Origin of the sequence: Micromonospora fluostatini, from assembly GCF_050410825.1 — a bacterium.
GTDB lineage: Bacteria > Actinomycetota > Actinomycetes > Mycobacteriales > Micromonosporaceae > Micromonospora > Micromonospora rosaria.
This window is the reverse complement of record NZ_CP191251.1, coordinates 6170473-6189563: the sequence shown is the minus strand read 5'-3', so window position 1 is coordinate 6189563 and position 19091 is coordinate 6170473. Positions and strand designations below refer to the sequence as shown.

The following is a 19091-nucleotide window of genomic DNA, read 5'->3' as shown; positions in this document are numbered from 1 at the left end:
GTGCCGCCCGCCACCCCCACCGCCCCGCCCGAGATGCTGGTCTGGGACCTCGACGGCACGCTGGTGGACTCCGGTCACCACGTGCCGCAGGCCTTCGTCCGGACGGTCGCGGCCGTCGGCGGGCACGTCGTCAGCCCGGCGGACGTCGAGGCCGCGTACCCCCTCGGGCCGCCGGAACGGATGCTCGCCCACCTGCTGCGCCGCCCCACCACCGAGGAGGACCTGAGCGCGTACTACACGCAGCTCGGCGCGACCGGCGTGGTGGCGTACCCGGGGGTGCCGGGTGTGCTGCGCGCCCAGCGGGCCTACGGGCCGGTGGCGGTCTGCACCGGGGCGAGCCGGCGGGCGGCGGCGGTGCTGCTCCACGACGCCGGCCTGGCCGACCTGGTGGACGTGCTGGTCTGCGCCGAGGACGCCCGGCGGGCCAAGCCCGCGCCGGACGGGCTGCTCGTGGTCGCCGCGCGGCTGGGTGTGGCGCCGGACGCGCTGGCGATGGTCGGCGACTCGGCCCGGGACCTGATGGCGGCCTGGAACGCCGGCGCGCTCGCGGTCGCCGCCGGCTGGGGACACGAGTACGACCCGGCCGTCCCCGCCGACGTGACGATCCGCAGCCCGGCCGCGGCCCTGGCCCTGCTCGGGCCGGCGGCCACGACCGGGCGGACGGGGTGACCGTCAGTACCGGTAGTGGTCCGGCTTGTACGGCCCGTCGACGGGGAGGTTCAGGTAGTCGGCCTGCGACTTGGTCAGCGTGGTCAGCCGCGCGCCGAGGGCCTCCAGGTGGACCCGGGCGATCCGCTCGTCGAGCTGCTTGGGCAGCGTGTAGACCCGCCGCTGGTACTGGTCCGGCTTGGTGAACACCTCGATCTGGGCCAGCACCTGGTTGGCGAAGGAGGTGGACATGACGAAGCTGGGGTGGCCGGTGGCGTTGCCGAGGTTCACCAGCCGGCCCTCGCTGAGCAGGATGACCGAGTGGCCGTCGGCGAACCGCCACTCGTCCACCTGCGGCTTGACCTGGTCCCGGACGATCCCCGGCACGGCGGTCAGCCCGGCCACGTCGATCTCGTTGTCGAAGTGCCCGATGTTGCACACGATCGCCTGGTGCCGCATCCGGGCCATGTGGTCGGCGGTGATCACGTCGCGGCTGCCGGTGGCGGTGACGAAGATGTCGGCCTGCTCGACCACGTCCTCCAGCCGGGCCACCTGGTACCCGTCCATCACCGCCTGGAGGGCGCAGATCGGGTCGATCTCGGTGACCACCACCCGCGCGCCCTGGCCGCGCAGCGACTCGGCGCAGCCCTTGCCGACGTCGCCGTAGCCGCAGACGACCGCCACCTTGCCGCCGATCAGCACGTCGGTGGCCCGGTTGATGCCGTCGATCAGCGAGTGCCGGATGCCGTAGCGGTTGTCGAACTTCGACTTGGTCACCGAGTCGTTGACGTTGATCGCCGGGAAGAGCAGCCGCCCGCTGCGCTCCAGGTCGTAGAGGCGGTGCACGCCGGTGGTGGTCTCCTCGGTGACGCCCCGGATCCCGTCGGCCATCGCGGTCCACGTGTCGGGCCGCTCGGCGATCGAGCGGCGCAGCACGTCGAGCAGGACGCCGAACTCCTCGCTGTCCTCGGGGCTGGTCGCCGGCACCGCTCCGGCCCGCGCGTACTCCGCGCCGAGGTGCACCAGCAGGGTGGCGTCCCCGCCGTCGTCGACGATCGTGGTCGGCCCGGTGGCGCCCGGCCAGGTGAGCATCTGCTCGGTGCACCACCAGTACTCCTGGAGCGTCTCGCCCTTCCAGGCGAAGACCGGGACGCCGCGCGGCTGGTCGACCGTCCCTTCCGGACCGACGACGACCGCGGCGGCGGCGTGGTCCTGGGTGGAGAAGATGTTGCAGCTCGCCCAGCGCACCTCGGCGCCGAGCGCCACCAGGGTCTCGATCAGGACGGCGGTCTGCACGGTCATGTGCAGCGAACCGGAGATCCGGGCCCCGCGCAGCGGGCGGGTGTCGCGGAACTCGTCCCGCAGGACCATGAGGCCGGGCATCTCCTGCTCGGCGAGGCGGATCTCCTTGCGGCCGAACTCGGCCAGGCCCAGGTCGGCGACCCGGTAGTCGAAGGGTCGTCCTGCATCCGCGCTGACGGTCATTGACACTGTCCTCTCGGATCGACTGACGCGACATGGACGTGATCGGCGGACGGGCACCTCGGGGGGTCGCGGTTCTGCGGTGGTCGCGGTTCGGGGTGGTCGCGGTTCGGCGTGAACACACCTCGGCGTGGTCGGTGGACGGCACCCGGCAGGGCGGCGTCGGAGGGCCCGGCGACGACGAATCCTAGCAGTGAGCGACGCTGTGGTGTGCGCTCCGTACACAGCGGAGGGTGTGCCCGACAGCGGGCGCGGCGGTCGGGACGCCCGGCGCGCGGCCCGGGATCAGTCGTTGTTCTGTGGCCCCAGCAGGCGGATCTCCTCGATGTCCAACGCCGCCTGCAACTCCCGCTGCACCGCGTCGTCGATCTCGTGGTTGTCCCGCAGCCGGGTCACCTCGCGGCGCTTGTGTTCGAGGACGTCGAGCCGCAACTGCCGGTCCAGATCCCGGTCCCGGGCGGCCTCCTCGTCGTCGGGGGCGGACTGGACCTCGTCGAGGTGCCGCTGGTAGTCGCTGCGGAGCCGGTCCACCGCGTCCGGCCCGACGCCGATGCGGGCGGCGACCTCGGGCAGCGCGGCCAGCCCCGCCTGGGTGGCCGCCAACCGGGCCCGCCGGACCTCGTCCTCGCGGTCGGGGTCGCCGACCAGGCCGGCCCAGCCGACCACGGCCGGCAGGGTGGTGCCCTGGACCAGCATGGTCAGCACGATCACCACGGCGGTACAGAAGATGATCAGATCCCGCTCGGCGGCGGGTGAGCCGGTGTCGGTGGTCACCGGTACCGCGAGCGCCGCCGCCAGGGAGACCGCGCCCCGGAAACCCGCCCAGCCGGCCATGGTCCGGACCCGCCAGTCGACCCGGTTCTCCCGGCGGGCCGGCCGGCGCTCGACCGCCTGGAGGGTGGCGATCGACAGGTGCACCCAGGCCATCCGGGTGACCACCACGACGCCGGCGATCACCGCCGAAATGATCAACGCCTCGCCGGTCGAGGTGCTGGTGATGCTCCGCACCGCGCGGGGGATCTGCATGCCGAGCAGGACGAAGAGCGAACCGTTGATCAGGAAGGTGGTGAGGTCCCAGAAGTTGAGCGCCAGGACCCGGGAGGGGGCCCGGATGACCCGGGGGGCCGCGTACGTCAGGAGCAGGCCGGCGACCACCACCGCGAGCACCCCGCTGCTGTGCACCGACTCGGCGAGCAGGAACGCGACGAAGGGCGTCATGACGCTCAACGCCCCCTCCCGCAGCGGGTCGTCGAGGCGGCGCCGGACCATGATCACCACGCCCCCGGTGAGCAGCCCGGCGGCGACCCCGACGGCGGCCTTGCCGGCGAACTCACCGAGCAGGACGAGGAACCCCGGTGAGGCGTGCCCGGCGATCACGCCGACCGCCACGCTGAACAGCACCAGCGCCGTACCGTCGTTGATCAGGCTCTCCGCGCGCAGGGTGGTGAGGATCCGGCGGGGCATCCGCTTGGCCAGGCCGGCGACCGCGGCGGCGTCGGTGGGCGCGAGGACCGCGCCGAGCACCCAGGCGGCGGCCGGCACGACGCCGAGCGCCTGGGCGACCACCGCCACCGAGACCATCGTCAGCACGACCAGGACGACCGCGAGCAACGTGATCACGAGGAGGTTCGCCCGGATCTCCCGCAGGCTGACCACCAGGCTCTCCCGGTAGAGGATCGCCGGCAGGAACAGCACCAGCACCACCTCGGGTTCCAGCACCACGTGCGAGAAGGGCGGCAGCAGCGCGAGCAGACCGCCCATCGTGATGAGCAGGACGGGCGGGGCGACGCTGTACCGGCCGCCCAGGGTGGTGCCGATGATCACCGTGGCGCCCAGCACCACGATCAGGACAAGCGCGCTCACCCCGTGCCCCCGTCACCCGTACCGGCCTGCCCGACCATCGTGGTACGGGTGGCGGGCCCGGCACGGGCAAACCATCGAACTGACCGGGGGGCCGGAGGTCAGCCGGGGACGAGCCCCTCCCGGTGGGCGCGGTTGGCGGCGAGGAGCCGGTCCAGGGCGTCCCGGGTACGGGTGAGTTCCGCGATGTGCCCGGTGATCCGGTCCCGTTCCTGCCGCATCCGCTCGAACGCGAGGTCGGAGGCCTCATGGCTGGGCGTTTCGGTGCAGGGCAGCAGGTCGACGATCGTCCGGCTGGAGAGCCCGGCCTGGTACAGGCGTTGGATGAGGAGCACCCGGGCGACGTCGCGGTCGGCGTACCGGCGTTGGCCGCCGGGGCTGCGGACGCTGGTGAGCAGGCCCTGCTCCTCGTAGTAGCGCAGCGCGCGCACGCTCACCCCCGCGCTCGCCGCGAGGTCCCCGATCCGCACCGCGCCTCCCTGTGATCCGTCCCGCAACACTTGCCTCTGACGTAAACGTCAGGTTTTAGCGTAGCGCTGCGCCGGAGCCACCGACGCGACCGTTGCGTCCGACACCCGTGGAGGGCACCCCATGACCACCCTGTTCGACCGCTACCGGCTCGGTGAGCTGACCCTGCCCAACCGCGTGGTGATGGCCCCGACGACCCGGGTCCGCGCCGCCACGGGCGGGTTGGCGACCCCGTCGATGGCGACGTACTACGCCCAGCGCGCGACCGCCGGGCTGATCGTCACCGAAGGCGTGCAGCCGAGCCTGGTCGGGCAGTCCAACCCGGGCACCCCGGGCCTGCACACCGACGCGCAGGTCGCGAGCTGGCGACCGGTCACCGACGCGGTGCACACCAACGGGGGACGGATCTTCGCCCAGCTCATGCACGGGGGCCGGGTGTCCCATTCGGAGACGACGGGGACGCAGCCGGTCGGCCCCTCGGCGGTCGCCGCCGAGGGCGACGTGTTCACCCCCACCGGGCCGAAGCCGGCGCCCGTGCCCCGGGCGTTGGCCACCGGGGAGGTGCCCGAGCACGCCCGGTCCTACGCCGACGCCGCCCGCCGCGCCGTCGACGCCGGCTTCGACGGCGTGGAACTGCACGGCGCCAACGGGTACCTCATCGCCCAGTTCCTGTCCAGCAACGCCAACCTGCGTACCGACCGGTACGGCGGGTCGATCGGCAACCGGATCCGGTTCGCGGTGGAGGCGGTCGCCGCCACCGTCGACGCGGTGGGTGGGCGGCGCACCGGCATCCGGCTCTCGCCGGGCGCGGGCATCTGGGGGGGCCCGGGAGACCGAGGTGCCCGACCTGTACGGCGCGCTGCTCGCCGAACTCGCTCCCCTCGGCCTGGCGTACGTCCACGTCGAGGCCACCACCGACGAGGAGGTCCTGGTGGGACTGCGCCGCGCCTGGCCCGGCACGTTCGTCGTCAACCCGGTCTTCCCGATGGGCGCCCGGCAGACCGACCGGGCCGCCGCCGACCACTGGCTGGCGCTGGGCGCCGATCTGATCAGCTTCGGCCGCGCCTACCTCGCCAACCCCGATCTGGTCGAGCGGCTGCGCCAGGGCCTGCCGATCGCCGCGCACGACGAGGCGACCTGGTACACCGGCGGCGACGCCGGCTACCTGACCTATCCCGCGTACCAGCACCCGGCCTGACCCCACCCGCCCGACAGCCGCCACATTCCATCCACGCATTGCGATGTTATCGTTCACAATGTAGGTTCCAGACAGGAGCGAAGGGCACGCTCCGCCGTCCCCACCGGGTCCGTCGTCCGCTGCCCGAGCAGCGCTCGCCGACATCGACAACGGACACCCCCCGGGCACCCCGGCGGGACACCGATCGGACACGTACCGGCCGACACAGAGACCAGTCGCGGGAGCCGTCCGGTACGTCGAGCCGATCCGAACCCCACATCGCCACTGATGCCGACGCATGGACGGCAGAGGGAGTTTTCGCGTGATGGTGAGACCCAGATCGGTCGCGGTCGCGGCCCTGCTCGCCCTGACCCTCGGCGGCACGACGCTCGCCGTCGGCGCCGCCGCCAGCTCGTCGGCCGCGTCCGGCGCGGCCACGGCGGCCACGGACGTCGGCGCCGCCGCCTCGACCGCCGGCTGCGGCCGGACCCCGACGCTGACCAGCGGTACGCACACGATCCAGAGCGGCGGCAAGAGCCGCAGCTTCATCCTGCGGCTGCCCGACAACTACGACAACCGCACCCCCCACCGCCTGGTCTTCGGGTTCCACTGGCGGGGCGCCACGGCCACCGACGTCGCCACCGGTCAGACCGTGCAGCGCGACGTCTGGGCGTACTACGGGCTGCTGCGGCTGGCGAACAACAGCACCATCTTCGTCGCCCCGCAGGGCCTCAACAACGGCTGGGCCAACAGCGGCGGCGAGGACGTCACCTTCGTCGACGACATGCTCCGCCGCATCGAGGGGGAGCTCTGCGTCGAGACGACCCAGCGCTTCGCGCTCGGCTTCAGTTGGGGCGGCGGCATGAGCTACGCGCTCGCCTGCGCCCGCCCGGACGTGTTCCGCGCGGTCGCGGTCTACGGCGCCGGCCAGATCAGCGGGTGCAGCGGCGGTACCGGCCGGGTCGCGTACTTCGGGGCGCACGGCATCCGGGACAACGTGCTCGGCATCTCCGGTGGCCGTACTTTGCGCGACCGCTTCGTCCGCAACAACGGGTGCACCGCCCAGAACCCGCCCGAGCCGGCACAGGGCAGCCTGACCCACCGGAGCACCACCTACTCCGGCTGCGCGGCCGGGTACCCCGTGGTGTGGGCCGCCTTCGACGAGGGCCACATCGCCGCCCCGCAGGACGGCGCCCCCGGTGACAGCGGCTCCCGGACCTGGCTGCCGGGCGAGACGTGGCGGTTCTTCACCCAGTTCGGGGCGAACCCGACGCCCAACCCGACCACCCCGGCGCCCGGTCCGACCACCCCGACGCCCAATCCGACGACTCCGCCGCCGGGCCCGGCGGGTTGCCGGGTCACCGCCACCGTCAACGCGTGGGGCAACGGCCTGACCGAGGACCTCACCATCACCAACACCGGCAGCACCACGATCACCGGCTGGTCCCTGGTCTTCACCCTGCCCGGCGGGCAGACCATCACCGGCGGCTGGAACGCCAGCTACGCCCCCACCTCCGGGCAGGTGACGGCCAGGAACGTCGACTACAACGGCGTGCTCGCGCCCAACGCCTCGGTCAGCGTCGGCTTCCAGGCCACCCACACGGGCAACACCGCCCGGCCGTCCTCGTTCACCCTCAACGGCGCAACCTGCACGGTCGCCTGACCTGACCCGACCCGAACACGGCGGCGGGTGCCGACGGGGCGACCCCACCGGCACCCGCCGCCCGGTCACCGCCTCAGCCGACGCTCCGCAGCGGGCTGACCAGCGACTCCACCGGAGCCGGCCGGCCCGTGGCGGCAGCCGGCTCGACGGCGGCGCACCGGGTACCGGCCCGGGGCACGGTCAGGTCGAGCAGGTACGCGTCGGTCGTGTTCCTGGTGCAGGCGCTGCGGTCGTACACGCCATGGCCCCAGCCCTCGTAGGTGAGCAGGACGGTGGCGTCACGGGCCTGCCGGTGCACGTTGGCCGCCCACTCGTACGCGGTCGACGGGTCGTGCCGGGCGTTGAGCAACAGGATCGTCGGTGCCGTGGTGATCCGCAGCCGCTGCTGCGGGTTCACCGTGTCCCCGGACCGGCCGACACACGACCCGACCGCCTCGGTGGCCAGTGGTGAGCCGCCCATGGCCGGCGCCACCCGGGCGGCCCGCCCGGTCAGCGTGGTCAGCTCCCGGTGGTCACGCACCGGCATGCTCCAGTCCAGGCAGAACACCGCCGGGAACAGGTGCGCCTTCAGGTACGGGTCGGCCTCCCCGGTCGGCTTCGTCGGGGCGGTGGAGCCGTCCAGCGCCGACAGGAAGTCGGCGAGGGAGGACCAGGTCGGGCCGTAGAAGTCGGCGAAGGCGCGGTCCCGCACCTGCCGGGCGGTGACCGGCGTACCCGATCCGGGGTCGGACAGCTCGCCCCGGTCGGCCCGTCGCAGCAGGCTGTGCCACAGCCGTGGCACGTCCCGGCCGTGCAGCGTGCACGACTCGGTCCGGCCGCACCAGGCCACGAACTCGCGGAACGAGTCCTCGGCGGCTGCCGCCTCGGTCTCGACGAAGCCCCGGGTACCGAGGCTGTGGTCCATGACGCTGTCCAGGACCATGGCCCGGACCCGGTGGCCGTACCGCTCGGCGTACTGCTGGCCGATCAGCGTGCTGTAGGAGAGGCCGAAGTAGCTGATGGTGCGCTCGCCCAACGACCGCCGTACGGCGTCCATGTCCTCGACCACGCTACGGGTGTCCACGTGGTCGTAGAGCGGGCCGGTCAGGGCCCGGCACTCGGCGGCGAACTGCCGGTTGAACCGGGCCAGGCGCGCGAACCCGGCCTGGTTGGCCGGCGTCAGCGAGGGGCGCTGGTCGAGTCGGCCCGGCGGGCACGCCACCTCGGTGCTGCGGGCGATCCCCCGGGGGTCGATGCCCACGATGTCGAACCGCTGCCGCACCTGCGGGCTGAAGTACCGGTCCGCCACCAGGGCGAAGTCCACGCCCGAGCCGCCGGGCCCGCCGATGTTGACGAACAGCACGCCCTCGCGCTCGGCGGGGACGGTCGCCGGGCGGCGGGCCAGCGCGAGGGTGAACGTCTCGCCACCCGGATCGGCCCAGTCCACCGGCATCGGCACCGTGCCGCACTCGACGTCGGCCGCCTCCGGGCACGGTACCCAGGTGATGTCGGCGCGGTAGCCACGGTCACGGTCGCGCTCCTGCGCCCGTGGCCCCGCCCCGGCCGCGCCGGTACCGGTGCCCGCGACGAGCGTCACGGCCGCCATCGCGACGGTGAACGCCCGCATCCTCGGTCGCACTGATCCCCTCCTTCTCGGTGCTGTTACTCGACATTTCGGGCACAGGTGGCCGCCATCGCTGGCCTGTCGCCTGTCCCGGGGTTTCGTGTGGCCCGGCCGTGGATCGGCTGGCCCGGCCGTTCACCGGGCCGGTCTGCCACCGGCCCCGGTCTGCCCGTGAAGACGGTCTGCCAGCGGGCCGACCGGTCGCCGGGGCGACGCCGGGTCAGCCGAGCCGGTGGCGGATCGCGTAACCGGCAGCCTCGGTGCGGTTCCGGGCGCCGATCTTCGCGAAGGCGTTGTTGGTGTGGGTCTTGACGGTGGTCTCGGCGACGAACAGGGCCACCGCGATCTCAGCGTTGGTCCGCCCCTGGGCGATCAGGCCGAGCACCTCCGCCTCCCGCTGGGTCAACCCGTCCGGCAGCCGGTCGCGTGCCGGTGGTGGCGTCGACCGGGCCAGTGCGGCGGCGAGCCGGGCGGAGATCACCGGGTCGAACATCGAGTGGCCGGCGACCGCCGCCCGCAGCGCCATGCCGATCTCGGCACGCCCGGCGTCCTTGGTCAGGTAGCCACGGGCCCCGGCCGCGAGCGCCCCGGCGATCGACTCGTCGTCGGCGTACGTGGTCAGCACCACCACCGCGACCTCCGGGAAATGGTCCCGGACCTCGGCGGTCGCGGCGATCCCGTCGAGTACCGGCATCCGCAGGTCCATCAGGACCACGTCCGGCTTCCGGTCGGCGACCAGGTCGAGCGCCTGCCGGCCGTCGCCGGCCGCCCCGACGACGACCACCCCGTCGGTGAGTTCCAGCAGGGCGGTCAGCCCTTCCCGGACGAGTTGCTGGTCGTCGACGACCAGCACCCGCAGCGGCTGGTCGATGCGGTCGGTCATGCTGGGCCGCACTGGCATGCCCTCCCGGCCCTCGCCGTCCCGGCCGTGGCTCACGTCCGGCACCGCCTGCTCGGTGCGGTCGGTCATGCTGGGCTGCACTGGCATGCCCTCCCGGCCCTCGCCGTCCCGGCCGTGGCTCACGTCCGGCACCGCCTGCTCGGTGCGGTCGGTCATGCTGGCACCTCCACGCTGACTCGCCACGTACCGTCGGCCACGCCCGCCTCCAGGGTCCCACCGACCAGCGCGATCCGTTCCCGGGCTCCGGTCAGCCCGTGGCCACCCACGCCGTCGCCGGCGTCCGGCCGGTCCCGGGTCGGGTCCGGGGCCGGGTTCTCCACGGTGAGCCGTACGACCGGCCCGTGGTAGTCGAGGGTGACGGTGACCGGGGCACCCGGGGCGTGCTTGGCCGCGTTGGTCAACGCCTCCCGGGCGGTCCGCAGCAGTGACACCTCGGCCGCCGACGGCAGGCCCCGGGGGCTGCCCTCGGTACGCAGGGTGACCATGGCCGCGTGGTCCGCCCGGTGGCCGGCGACGAGGTCGCCGAGCGCCTGGGGCAGCGGCGGCACGTCGGCACGCAGGGCCGCGACCGCCGAGCGGGCCTCGGCCAGGCCGTCGCCGGCCAGCCGGCGGGCCCGGCGGATCCGGGCGGTGGCAGCCACGACGTCCCCCTTCTCGGTCAGTTGGGCCTCGGCGACCTCCAGTTGCACGCCGAGCGCGCCCAGCGAGTGGGCGAGCACGTCGTGCAGTTCCCGGGCGATCCGGGCCCGCTCGTCCAGCGCCGCCGCCCGGGCCTGGGCCTGCTGGGTGCGCGCGGTCTGGTCGAGCAGCAGCGCGGTCTGGTCGGCCCGCAGCCGGTACTCGCGTCGGTGCAGGCTGAACAGCAGCAGGATGACGATCAGCGCGGGCTGGGTCAGCATCGCCGTCGGTCCGCGACCGGCGAGCCAGAGGCCGGTCAGCAGGACCGCGACGACCGCGCCGGTGAGGGCCAGGATGGCCCACATCGGCGTCCGGGGCAGCAGCACGAAGGTGAACAGCGCGCCGTAGAGGAAGATCAGTGCCGCGGCGTTGTCCGGCACGCCCGCGACGGTGGCCGGCAGCAGTGCCGCCAGGGCCAACGCGGTACGGGCGAGCCGGGGCCACCGGCGGTCGGTGACCACGAAGCAGGCCCACCAGGCGAGGCTGACGGCGAGCACCGGCCGCACGCCGGGCTCGGTCGGGGCCAGGTACAGCAGCGACCAGACCAGCAGCGCGCTGAGCACGACGCGGACCAGCCAGCCGGTCTCCGGGTCGTCGGCCTTCAGCAGCCGTACGCCCCGGCGGATCAGCCGACGCAGCCCGTCCACCAGGGTCAACCGCGTTCCCGCACCAGGGTCAGGATCAGGTCCAGCACCAGCAGACGGTAGGCGACGAACGCCAGTCCCGCCACGCCGAGCACCACCAGGACCGCCATCACCACACGGCCGGTCACCTTGCCCCCCTCCTGTTCGAGCACCCGGTTGATGACCGTGCCGGCCAGCCGGGTGCTCCGGCTGCCCTTCCCGTCGCCGGTCAGCAGATAGTTCGCGGCCCGCACGGCGGTGCCGCGCCGGGCAGCCGGGAAGCCGTTCCTCGTGGTGTCGATCCGCTCGTTCATGAGCCGAACGCTACGAGCGGGGCCGGGTGGACCGGCACCTTCGGAGGGTGGAGATGAGGGTGGAGCCGGCCTGGTGGCGGGGCCGGGCCGGTCGGCCGGGGGGTCACCCGGTGCCGGCCGGGGGCCGCTGCGGCCCGAGGTGGCTGCGTTCCCCCTCGTGGTCGAGGATGCACAGGATCTCGGCCGGGCCGCCGTGCGCACCGAACGCGTGCGGCACCATCGTCGAGAACTCGGCCGCCTCGCCCGTCCGGACCAGGATCGTCCGCTCGCCGAGCCGCAGCACCACGGTGCCGGAGAGCACGGTGAACCAGTCCCGCCCGGGGTGCACCCGCAGCTCGGCGGGGGCCGGTCGGGTGACGCGCAGTTTCGCCACGGTCATCCCGGCCGGCGCGCCGTGCCGGGTCAGCAGCCAGGTGGTCACGCCGCGCTCCTCGTCGCGGTGCGGGCGGATCACCACGTCGTCGTCGGTGCCCGACTCCACGAGCTGGTCGAGGGTGGTGCCCAGCGCCCGCGCGATCGGGGTCAACTGGTCGAGGGCGATCCGCCGGTGACCGGTCTCGATCCGGCTCAGGGTCGACGGGCTCAGGAAGCTGCGGGCCGCCAGCTCGTCCAGCGACCAGCCACGGGCCACCCGCAGCCCCCGGATCCGCTGCCGGACGAGGGCGTCCACCTCACCGTCTTGCTTCATACGCAAGATTGTATGCCGCGCGAGCAAGACGCGGGTACGGTCGCGGCATGGCACACACCCACCTGGCCGAGCTGCTCGACCTCGACGCCGACGTCCTGCACGAGTACCACGACACCGTGCTCACCTGGGTCGGCTCGCTCACCCCCGCCCGGCCCCGCGTCGTCGACCTGGGCGCGGGCTCCGGCACCGGCACCCTCGCGCTGGCCCGGCAGTTGCCGGACGCGGAGATCGTCGCGGTCGACGTCGACGACGAGATGCTCGACCACCTCCGGGGCCGGGCGCACGCGCTCGGCGTCGCCGACCGGGTGCACACCGTCCAGGCCGACCTGGACCAGTCCTGGCCACCGCTGGGCCCCGCCGACCTGATCTGGGCGTCCGCCTCGCTGCACCACCTCGCCGAGCCCGCCCGCGCCCTCAGCCGGGCCCACGCGACGCTGCGCCCGGGGGGCCTGTTCGTGGTCACCGAGCTGGACTCCTTCCCCCGGTTCCTGCCCGACGGGGCCGGGGCGGACCTGGAGGAACGGTGCCATGCCGTGCTCGCCGAACTCCGGGCCGAGAAGGGCCTGCACATGACCGAGGACTGGGCCGCCCGACTGACCGAGGCGGGCTTCACCGTCGAGGCGGAACGGCGGTTCGACATCGCGCTGCGCGCACCCCTGCCCGCCGCCACCGGCCGCTACGCCCAGCTCACCCTGGCCCGGATGCGGCACGGCCTCGACGGGCGGCTCCCCGCGGCCGACCTCGCGGCGCTGGACACGATCGCGGCGGGCGTGGCGAGCCGTACCGACCTCACGGTCCGGGCCACCCGGACCGTCTGGCTGGCCCGACGCCCCTGACCCCGCCCGACCGGCCACGGCGCCGGCGGCCCACCGCCGCACGACAGACGAACTCCGGGCACCAGGTGGTGCCCGGAGTTCGCGAACGGAGCGGTCAGAGTGAGGAGTTCACCTCCCGGCGGATCCGGCTGAGCCCGATCAGGCCGCCGCCGGCGACCAGGAGGCCGCCGCCGAGGGCGAGGGCGCCGGTGAGGCTCTGGCCGGTGACGGGCAGACCGTCCTTGCCCTTGCCGTTCTCCTTGTCGTTCTCCTTGTCGTTCCAGTTGCCCTTCTCGTGCTCCTCGACGCAGACGGTGACGGTGACGGTGACCGAGGAGGAGACCACGTTCTGGTCCCGGTACGTGCCGGTGGCCCGCGCCGTGTTGACCACCTTGCCGGCCTTCACGTCCGCCTCGGTGACGACGTACGGGTTGACCGCGTGGCAGTCGGTGCTGGTGCCCGGCGCCAGGGTGGTGCGGTCGCAGACCACCTGGCCGGCGGTCGGGTCGTTGACGGCGACGTTGCTGATCGACACGTTCCCGGTGTTGGTCACCCGGTAGGTGTAGAAGATCTCGTCACCCTTGTGCGCGACGTCGCCGTTCTTGCACTTGTCCTCGCAGTCGGTGTCGACCCGGGCCTCCTTGTGGATCTTCAGGCCAGGCCGGGTCTTCTTCGTGGTGACGGTGAAGGTCGCCTCGTTGGAGGGCACGAGCTGCTCGCCGAAGCGCCCGGTGGCCTGGGCCGTGTTGACGATCCGGCCGCGCTCCACGTCGGCCTCGGTCACCGTGTAGGTGCCGGTGCACGTGGTGCTCTGCCCGGGAACGAGCGAGGTGTCCTCGCACGTGATGCCGGTGACCGTGTCGTCGGTGACGGCGATGGAAGTGATCGGCGTGGCCGTGCCGGTGCTCGCGTTGGTCACGGTGTACGTGTACGTGACCACGTCACCGACCTTCAGCCCACTGGTCGGCGACCCCGTCTTGGTCAGCGTCAGCCTCGGGTTGACCTCCGGGCTGGACGCGGCGCAGGTGTGGGTGAGGACGAAGAAGTCGGCCGTACCGCTGATCACCGCGGTGGCGTTGAGCAGCGTCCAGCCGGCCGGCATCCGGATCCAGGCCTTATTGGTGCCGAAGTCGTTGACGATGGGCGGCCACGGACGACCCCGGCCCCGGTAGCCGTCAGTTGATCCCGGTGCCCGCCCCGGTCACCACCGTGACCGGGGCCGAGGACCAAGAGAGAGGACCGAGCTATGAACGCCGACAGGGCACTCGTCCGGGCGGCCGCGGCGCTCCGGCGGCTCGAACAGAGCGGGTCGGGCAAGCCGCTGGCGCTGCTGTCGGACGCGGCCACCGAGCGGGGGTGGGTGCTGGCTCTTAATCCGCGGGTTCGGGGTTCGAGTCCCTGGCGGCGCACCAGCAATAAGGGCTCTGACCTGGGGTTTCACCCTGGGTTAGGGCCTTCTTCATCTCCCCGCCGATGGTCCGGTGCTCGATGGGTGCTCGGGAGCCGTTGGACCGTCCCGGGCCTGGACGGACAGGAGCCCACGCCGGTGTCCCGCCGGGGCGCGTTCGATTGATGGCTTCAGGCTGGTGCCGAAGGTGCGTGGGAAACGACTGCCGCCTCGGGGATGTGGTCGTCGACGAGGAGGGCGACGAGGTCGTCGAGCAGGAGTTCGAGGTCGTCGGGGGTGTTCAGGTCGTAGTGCTTGTTGACGATCCGTTCGTCGGCCAGACGGGCTGTTTCCAGTTCGGCCTCGCCGGTGCTCCAGATCGTGATCGCGGCGAGCCACGACGTGGACTCGAACTCGCTGATGACGATCGGCGTGCCATGGTTCGGCTCGATTGGTCGCGTGTGCCACGTCATGCCGAGCCTCGCCCAGGTCTGGGTCCGGGCCAGCACGGCGGCTGGCAGTGCCTCCAGTGGAAAGGTCACGCCCGCGACTGTCGCACGGTCTTCGCGTGGCGGGCTGGCGCCGGTCCTGGGTGTGGTCGGTCGAATCAGTTAGCCGGCATGCCGGGTCGCGATCTCGAAGGCGGTTGTCCAGGGGAAGGTGCGTTGCCGGTCGTTGCCGCTGCCGGGTGGGTGTGGTTCCCAGTCGTGTTCGGGGCCGACGATGACGTGTACGCCTTCGTCGCGGAGGCTGGCCACGGCGCGGCGGAAGGGGAGTCGGGCGGCGAGGGCGGCGTTGGCGAAGGGCACGATGACGGTGGGGACCCGGCGTCCGATCATTTCGGCGACCGAGGTCATGGCGTAGTTGTCGGCCAGGCCGAGGGCGATCTTGTTGATGGAGTTGAAGGTGGCGGGTGCGATGACCAGGGCGTCGGGTGCGGGCAGTGACCGGCGGGCGCCCGGCGCTGCCCGGTAGCTGGACCGCACTGCGGTGCCGGTCAACTCCTCGATCGCAGGCGTGTTCAGGAAGTTCATCGCGTTGGGTGTGGCGGTGACGGCTGCTGTCCAGGTCTGCGCGTGGGCGGCGTGGACGAGGTGAGCGACGTCGGTGGTGGGGCCGGCGCCGCAGACGACGATCTGGAGATGGCTGCCGGTCACAGCGGGATTCTGGCGGTCTGGGCGAAGGCGACGGCAGCGGTGCGGACCGAGCCCGTGGCGTGGGTAGCAAGGTCGTCGGCGATGCGTTGGACCGCTGGACGGCAGCGGATCTCCTCGGGTGCCACCTCGTAGGCGGTGCGCAGCGCGGTCAGGCCGTGCTCGTGGCGGCCCCACTGGGTGTAGGCGCGGGCGACGTCGAGGTACAGCGATACCTTGCGCTCGGCGAGCGTCACCTTGTCGAGGGGGACGGTGCGGGCGATCGCGATGGCGGTGCCGGCGTCGCCGAGGGTGAGTGCGACGTTGACCTGGTGCAGCAGGACGTTGGTGGCGCCGAAGCCGGTCCACCGGTCGTTGCCGTCGTAGCCGAGGCGGGTGGCGGCGCGGGTCGCCTCGTCGAGCATGGAGTGTGCGGTGTCCCGGTCGTCGCGGCGGGCTGCGGCGACGGTGCCCCGGAGGACGAGGGCGCCGTACACGGCGACCGCGTCGGCAGACCTGAGGCGGGTGTCCCGGTCGAGTACGCCGGCCGCGTTGCCGGCGAGGGTCACCGCTTGGGCGTCGTGGCCGTTGCTCATCAGGGCGTGGGTCATGATCCGTGCGCTCGCGGCGACCGCCACCGGGTCCTGGCTCGCCCCGGCGGCGCGGGCGCTCCGCTCGGCCGCGACCAGGGCCATCCCTCGGTCGCCCACCTTGAGCAGGACACTACCGACGACGTGGTACAGGTCGGCGGCGAGGACGTCGACCCGCGCCTGACGCCCGGCCTCTGCGCTGGTACGGACGGGGTCGAGGGCCGGTAGCAGCCTGGTGAGCTGGGTCAGGACGCGCTCGTACCGGCAGGCCTGGTAGTCGCGTTTGACGGCGGCCACGTCGCGGGAGAGCTGCTCGACGGACGGCACCGCCGCAGGTGGACGGCGGGGCGAGACGAGCGCGTCGAGCAACGGCGCGACGCTGGGTGCAGCGGCGACGCCGACCGCCGCACCGCGGAGAAGATCTCTTCGTCGCACGTCACCATCCGAGTCCGAGCCACCGTGTCTGTCCTCTCCAGTATCAGCGGCCGTGCCGGAACGCGGTGGTGTGGTGCTCATGGGTGCACCGCTGGTGCCGGTTGCTCTCAGGGCATCGAATCGTGCCCGCACGCCGGGTGTGGCTCGGGCCAGCACGGTGTCCAGCGCGGCCTGCATGTCGGCACGCGGGACGACGCCGTCGCCCTGGCTGCTCCACTTGGCCACCGTCCGTCGGGCCGCGCCCAGGTGCTCGGCGAAGGCGGTGACGCTCATCCGTGACGCTTGGCGCAGTGCGGTCGCATCCCGACCGGTCCAGGTCGTCACCGCAGCCATCGCATGCCCTCCCGAAACGGACAATCACCTGCCTGGTCGATCGTAGCGGCACGTGGGGTGACAGCAGATGCACCGCCAGTGCACCGACAGGACATTCCGTCGACTCGTCTTCCAGGCCAGGCTGGATGTGCCGGCGCGCCGCTTCTTCGGGCGCCATGACGGTCAGAGGCAGTCTCACCTGGGGGCTTAGCGTGAATGTGTCGATCGGCGGCAGACCGGAAAGCGATCCGGCATACCGGCAGGTGCTTCCGCCGGGCGCTCTGCCGGTCGTGCAGATGACTCCCCGTCCGCGTACTGCCGACAGGGCTGCGTGGGTGGGTGACCGGCGGTCCGCTCCCAGCCGCCGGCCGGTGGCGGTGGGCTCGCCTCGCCAGTGGCGGGCCCACCGCCTCCCGGGAACAGCCAGGGCGGAGGAGCGGACGTGACCGTGTACGTCTCCAGCCACGCCAGAACTAGTCAGCGGGTGCGGCCCGGCTCGTCGCCTTCGTCGCTGTCGGTGCCGGCGGCGGCTGCGGATCCGCCGTTGTTCACCTACGCCTGGCGTCGGTACTTCGAGCAGCGGAGCCGACAGGGGGTCCGCCGGTGACCGCGGAAGAGCCTGCTTCCGGCGAGAGCACAGTCGAGAGCGGTGGCCTGGTGCGGGGCGAGCATGTGCCGTCGCGTCCCCGGTGGCACTGCCGCGCCTGCGGCCATGCCTGGCCCTGCATCCCGGCGCGGGACTCGCTTCTTGTCGAGTACGCGGGCCACCGGGTGGCGTTGTCGCTGGACCTGTCGGCGTGTCTGCACGAGGCCATCGACAATCTGCGTGATCTCGACGCGAGGAGTACGGGCGGTTGCGGGGGACTGTTCGACCGGTTCCTCGGCTGGACACATCGGTATCCCCACCCTCAGCAGCCAACCATCGGACCTTCATCACGTTCGGAGGAGGCGGGACCGTGAGCGGTATCGGGGCGATCGCCGCGAGTGGCCAACCAGCGATCGCGCGTGAAAAGCCCGTGTGGCTGGCGACGCTGCGACCGGAGGGCCCGACCGGCGGCCTGTTCGCCGACCGAACCCCCATCGACTAATGACGCCGACGGAGGTAAACGCCGTGCCGGGCGCTCACGCGAGGGCTCCCCGTTGTCCGAATGACCTGTTGCGGCGTGCGCGGCTGGGGTTGCGGTCGCCGACGGGGTCGGGGCGGGTGATGTCGCGGCAGGAGGTTGCCGAGGCGGTGAACGCGTGGATTTGGGAGCACCAGGGGCGACGCGTGTATCTGGGCGGCGCGTACATCGGGAAGTTGGAGCGTGGGGAGCATCGCTGGCCGGTGGCCCACGTGCGGGCGGGGCTGCGTGGCGTCTTCGGCGTGACCAACGATGCGTCGATCGGGTTGTACGTGATCTACGGTCTGGGCCGGTCGGTCGAGGCGGCGGAGACGGTGGCACCGCCGGTACGGGAGGCAAAGCCGGCGCCCACACCGGCCCCGTCCCCGGCCGACGAAGCGGAGGCGATCCCCACCGTTCATCTCGGTGTCGCGGCGGGTGCAGCGGTCGTGATCACGCTTGACAGTGAGTGTCGTGGGCCGGTCCGAGTCCTCGTGACCACGGTGCCTGGGGACGGTTCCGAGCCTTCGGCGCTGCCGCTGACCGCCGGTAGCGGGGCGCGGGTGTATTCGCTCGTTGACGGGCGTGGGCGGGTCTGATGGAGCAGCGACCGGCCGAGTTGAGGCCACATGCGTCCGCGCGGCACTTTCTCGGAGCGGAGTTGCGGTGCTGGCGGCAGCAGCGCGGGTTGTCGCTGGCACGGCTCGCGGCGCTGGTGTACGTGAGCCCGGACCTCCTCGGCAAGATCGAAAAGGCGGAGCGGACGGCCAGTCTCGATGTCCTGGCCCGCTGTGACGAGGTGCTGGAAACGGGCGGAGCGCTCGGCCGCTTGCGGCGGTTCGTGGACCACCAGACGGCAACTCAGCCACGGACGGATGCGTCGGCGGCGATGCCGGCCCGGTTCAGGGTGGTCACGGAGATCGTGGCTGTCGACTCAGTCGACTCCGTCGCCCCGTCCCGCCTGACCAACGGCGGCCCGTCGCGGTGGTGAGCAGAGCACCACCCGCTGGTGGCCACCCGCGACGCGCGGCTCGGCACGCGGATCCGCCGATGTGAGTGCGAACGTTTCTCGTCGCTACAGTATCTGCGTGCTCGACGGGTGCTTGACCGCCGAGGATGGGGTTCGCCTCCGATGGCCCGAACGGCATGTTCGTGCGGTGCAACCAGGTGAAAACGCCCCGAATACGGACTGGTGGGACTTTCGGGGACCG

General features: G+C 72.6%; 19 protein-coding genes, 1 tRNA gene and 1 pseudogene. 9 read left to right on the top strand and 12 right to left on the bottom strand.

What is annotated here, in order from left to right; genetic code table 11:
- On the top strand, window positions 1-669 hold the full coding sequence (locus ACQUFX_RS27540; protein WP_428963126.1) for an HAD family hydrolase: 669 nt from the start codon (window positions 1-3) through the stop codon (window positions 667-669).
- 3 nt (window positions 670-672) lie between these two features.
- Here ACQUFX_RS27540 and ahcY read toward each other — a convergent pair whose 3' ends face one another.
- The 3 genes from ahcY to ACQUFX_RS27525 all read right to left on the bottom strand — a co-directional run bounded on the left by ahcY (window position 673) and on the right by ACQUFX_RS27525 (window position 4460).
- Entirely contained in the window at window positions 673-2133 is a 1461-nt protein-coding gene (gene ahcY / locus ACQUFX_RS27535) for an adenosylhomocysteinase (RefSeq protein ID WP_428963125.1), read from the bottom strand.
- Window positions 2134-2415: 282 nt separating this feature from the next.
- On the bottom strand, window positions 2416-3993 hold the full coding sequence (locus ACQUFX_RS27530) for a Na+/H+ antiporter (protein WP_428963124.1): 1578 nt from the start codon (window positions 3991-3993) through the stop codon (window positions 2416-2418).
- A 98-nt stretch (window positions 3994-4091) separates the two neighbouring features.
- Entirely contained in the window at window positions 4092-4460 is a 369-nt protein-coding gene (locus tag ACQUFX_RS27525; RefSeq protein ID WP_428963123.1) for a MerR family transcriptional regulator, read from the bottom strand.
- Between the two features lie 121 nt (window positions 4461-4581).
- On the opposite strand from ACQUFX_RS27525, the pseudogene ACQUFX_RS27520 reads away from it, so the two are divergent.
- From ACQUFX_RS27520 to ACQUFX_RS27510, 3 genes and pseudogenes are all read left to right on the top strand, one after another.
- Window positions 4582-5217: pseudogene (locus ACQUFX_RS27520) on the top strand (alkene reductase); the annotation flags it as partial.
- 79 nt (window positions 5218-5296) lie between these two features.
- Window positions 5297-5656 (top strand): beta/alpha barrel domain-containing protein, encoded by a 360-nt coding sequence (locus ACQUFX_RS27515; protein WP_428967157.1) that lies wholly within the window; start codon window positions 5297-5299, stop codon window positions 5654-5656.
- A 304-nt stretch (window positions 5657-5960) separates the two neighbouring features.
- The gene (locus tag ACQUFX_RS27510; protein ID WP_428963122.1) at window positions 5961-7298 is read left to right on the top strand and encodes a CE1 family esterase; all 1338 of its coding nucleotides are present in this window, start codon (window positions 5961-5963) and stop codon (window positions 7296-7298) included.
- A gap of 73 nt (window positions 7299-7371) precedes the next feature.
- Here ACQUFX_RS27510 and ACQUFX_RS27505 read toward each other — a convergent pair whose 3' ends face one another.
- The 5 genes from ACQUFX_RS27505 to ACQUFX_RS27485 form a co-directional block, all read right to left on the bottom strand.
- Window positions 7372-8916: an alpha/beta hydrolase gene (locus ACQUFX_RS27505; protein ID WP_428963121.1), complete on the bottom strand. Its 1545-nt coding sequence runs from the start codon at window positions 8914-8916 to the stop codon at window positions 7372-7374.
- Between the two features lie 205 nt (window positions 8917-9121).
- Window positions 9122-9958, bottom strand: a complete 837-nt coding sequence (locus tag ACQUFX_RS27500; RefSeq protein WP_428963120.1) for a response regulator transcription factor — start codon at window positions 9956-9958, stop codon at window positions 9122-9124.
- Entirely contained in the window at window positions 9955-11127 is a 1173-nt protein-coding gene (locus ACQUFX_RS27495) for a sensor histidine kinase (protein WP_428967100.1), read from the bottom strand. Before ACQUFX_RS27495 ends, ACQUFX_RS27500 begins: the two co-directional genes overlap by 4 nt.
- 5 nt (window positions 11128-11132) lie before the next feature.
- Window positions 11133-11417, bottom strand: a complete 285-nt coding sequence (locus tag ACQUFX_RS27490; protein ID WP_428963119.1) for a hypothetical protein — start codon at window positions 11415-11417, stop codon at window positions 11133-11135.
- Between the two features lie 103 nt (window positions 11418-11520).
- Window positions 11521-12105 (bottom strand): helix-turn-helix domain-containing protein, encoded by a 585-nt coding sequence (locus ACQUFX_RS27485; protein ID WP_428963118.1) that lies wholly within the window; start codon window positions 12103-12105, stop codon window positions 11521-11523.
- A gap of 47 nt (window positions 12106-12152) precedes the next feature.
- Here ACQUFX_RS27485 and ACQUFX_RS27480 point away from each other — a divergent pair, with 47 nt between their 5' ends.
- Window positions 12153-12941 (top strand): class I SAM-dependent methyltransferase, encoded by a 789-nt coding sequence (locus ACQUFX_RS27480; protein WP_428963117.1) that lies wholly within the window; start codon window positions 12153-12155, stop codon window positions 12939-12941.
- Between the two features lie 94 nt (window positions 12942-13035).
- On the opposite strand, the gene ACQUFX_RS27475 is transcribed toward ACQUFX_RS27480, so the two are convergent.
- Window positions 13036-14022 (bottom strand): DUF7507 domain-containing protein, encoded by a 987-nt coding sequence (locus ACQUFX_RS27475; RefSeq protein WP_428963116.1) that lies wholly within the window; start codon window positions 14020-14022, stop codon window positions 13036-13038.
- A gap of 222 nt (window positions 14023-14244) precedes the next feature.
- On the opposite strand from ACQUFX_RS27475, the gene ACQUFX_RS27470 reads away from it, so the two are divergent.
- A tRNA-Lys gene (locus tag ACQUFX_RS27470) sits at window positions 14245-14332 on the top strand.
- Between the two features lie 166 nt (window positions 14333-14498).
- On the opposite strand, the gene ACQUFX_RS27465 is transcribed toward ACQUFX_RS27470, so the two are convergent.
- The 3 genes from ACQUFX_RS27465 to ACQUFX_RS27455 form a co-directional block, all read right to left on the bottom strand.
- Window positions 14499-14849 (bottom strand): hypothetical protein, encoded by a 351-nt coding sequence (locus ACQUFX_RS27465; protein WP_428963115.1) that lies wholly within the window; start codon window positions 14847-14849, stop codon window positions 14499-14501.
- A gap of 69 nt (window positions 14850-14918) precedes the next feature.
- The gene (locus tag ACQUFX_RS27460) at window positions 14919-15464 is read right to left on the bottom strand and encodes a flavoprotein (protein ID WP_428963114.1); all 546 of its coding nucleotides are present in this window, start codon (window positions 15462-15464) and stop codon (window positions 14919-14921) included.
- Entirely contained in the window at window positions 15461-16798 is a 1338-nt protein-coding gene (locus ACQUFX_RS27455) for a hypothetical protein (RefSeq protein ID WP_428963113.1), read from the bottom strand. The genes ACQUFX_RS27460 and ACQUFX_RS27455 overlap by 4 nt, the downstream gene beginning before the upstream one ends.
- Before the next feature lie 421 nt (window positions 16799-17219).
- On the opposite strand from ACQUFX_RS27455, the gene amcA reads away from it, so the two are divergent.
- The 3 genes from amcA to ACQUFX_RS27440 all read left to right on the top strand — a co-directional run bounded on the left by amcA (window position 17220) and on the right by ACQUFX_RS27440 (window position 18871).
- Window positions 17220-17384, top strand: coding sequence for a multiple cyclophane-containing RiPP AmcA (amcA, locus tag ACQUFX_RS27450; RefSeq protein ID WP_428963112.1), 165 nt, complete (start codon window positions 17220-17222; stop codon window positions 17382-17384).
- A 597-nt stretch (window positions 17385-17981) separates the two neighbouring features.
- A complete protein-coding gene (locus ACQUFX_RS27445) occupies window positions 17982-18479 on the top strand; it encodes a hypothetical protein (RefSeq protein ID WP_428963111.1) in 498 nt (165 codons plus the stop codon).
- Entirely contained in the window at window positions 18479-18871 is a 393-nt protein-coding gene (locus ACQUFX_RS27440) for a helix-turn-helix domain-containing protein (RefSeq protein ID WP_428963110.1), read from the top strand. Before ACQUFX_RS27445 ends, ACQUFX_RS27440 begins: the two co-directional genes overlap by 1 nt.
- Window positions 18872-19091 lie beyond the last annotated feature (220 nt).

Coding starts and splice junctions, on each gene's coding strand:
- ahcY (WP_428963125.1), bottom strand. CDS start 2,133: ATGACCGTCAGCGCGGATGCAGGACGACCCTTCGACTACCGGGTCGCC.
- ACQUFX_RS27510 (WP_428963122.1), top strand. CDS start 5,961: ATGGTGAGACCCAGATCGGTCGCGGTCGCGGCCCTGCTCGCCCTGACC.
- ACQUFX_RS27500 (WP_428963120.1), bottom strand. CDS start 9,958: ATGACCGACCGCACCGAGCAGGCGGTGCCGGACGTGAGCCACGGCCGG.
- ACQUFX_RS27490 (WP_428963119.1), bottom strand. CDS start 11,417: ATGAACGAGCGGATCGACACCACGAGGAACGGCTTCCCGGCTGCCCGG.
- ACQUFX_RS27485 (WP_428963118.1), bottom strand. CDS start 12,105: ATGAAGCAAGACGGTGAGGTGGACGCCCTCGTCCGGCAGCGGATCCGG.
- ACQUFX_RS27480 (WP_428963117.1), top strand. CDS start 12,153: ATGGCACACACCCACCTGGCCGAGCTGCTCGACCTCGACGCCGACGTC.
- ACQUFX_RS27475 (WP_428963116.1), bottom strand. CDS start 14,022: ATGCCGGCCGGCTGGACGCTGCTCAACGCCACCGCGGTGATCAGCGGT.
- ACQUFX_RS27455 (WP_428963113.1), bottom strand. CDS start 16,798: ATGGCTGCGGTGACGACCTGGACCGGTCGGGATGCGACCGCACTGCGC.
- ACQUFX_RS27440 (WP_428963110.1), top strand. CDS start 18,479: ATGGAGCAGCGACCGGCCGAGTTGAGGCCACATGCGTCCGCGCGGCAC.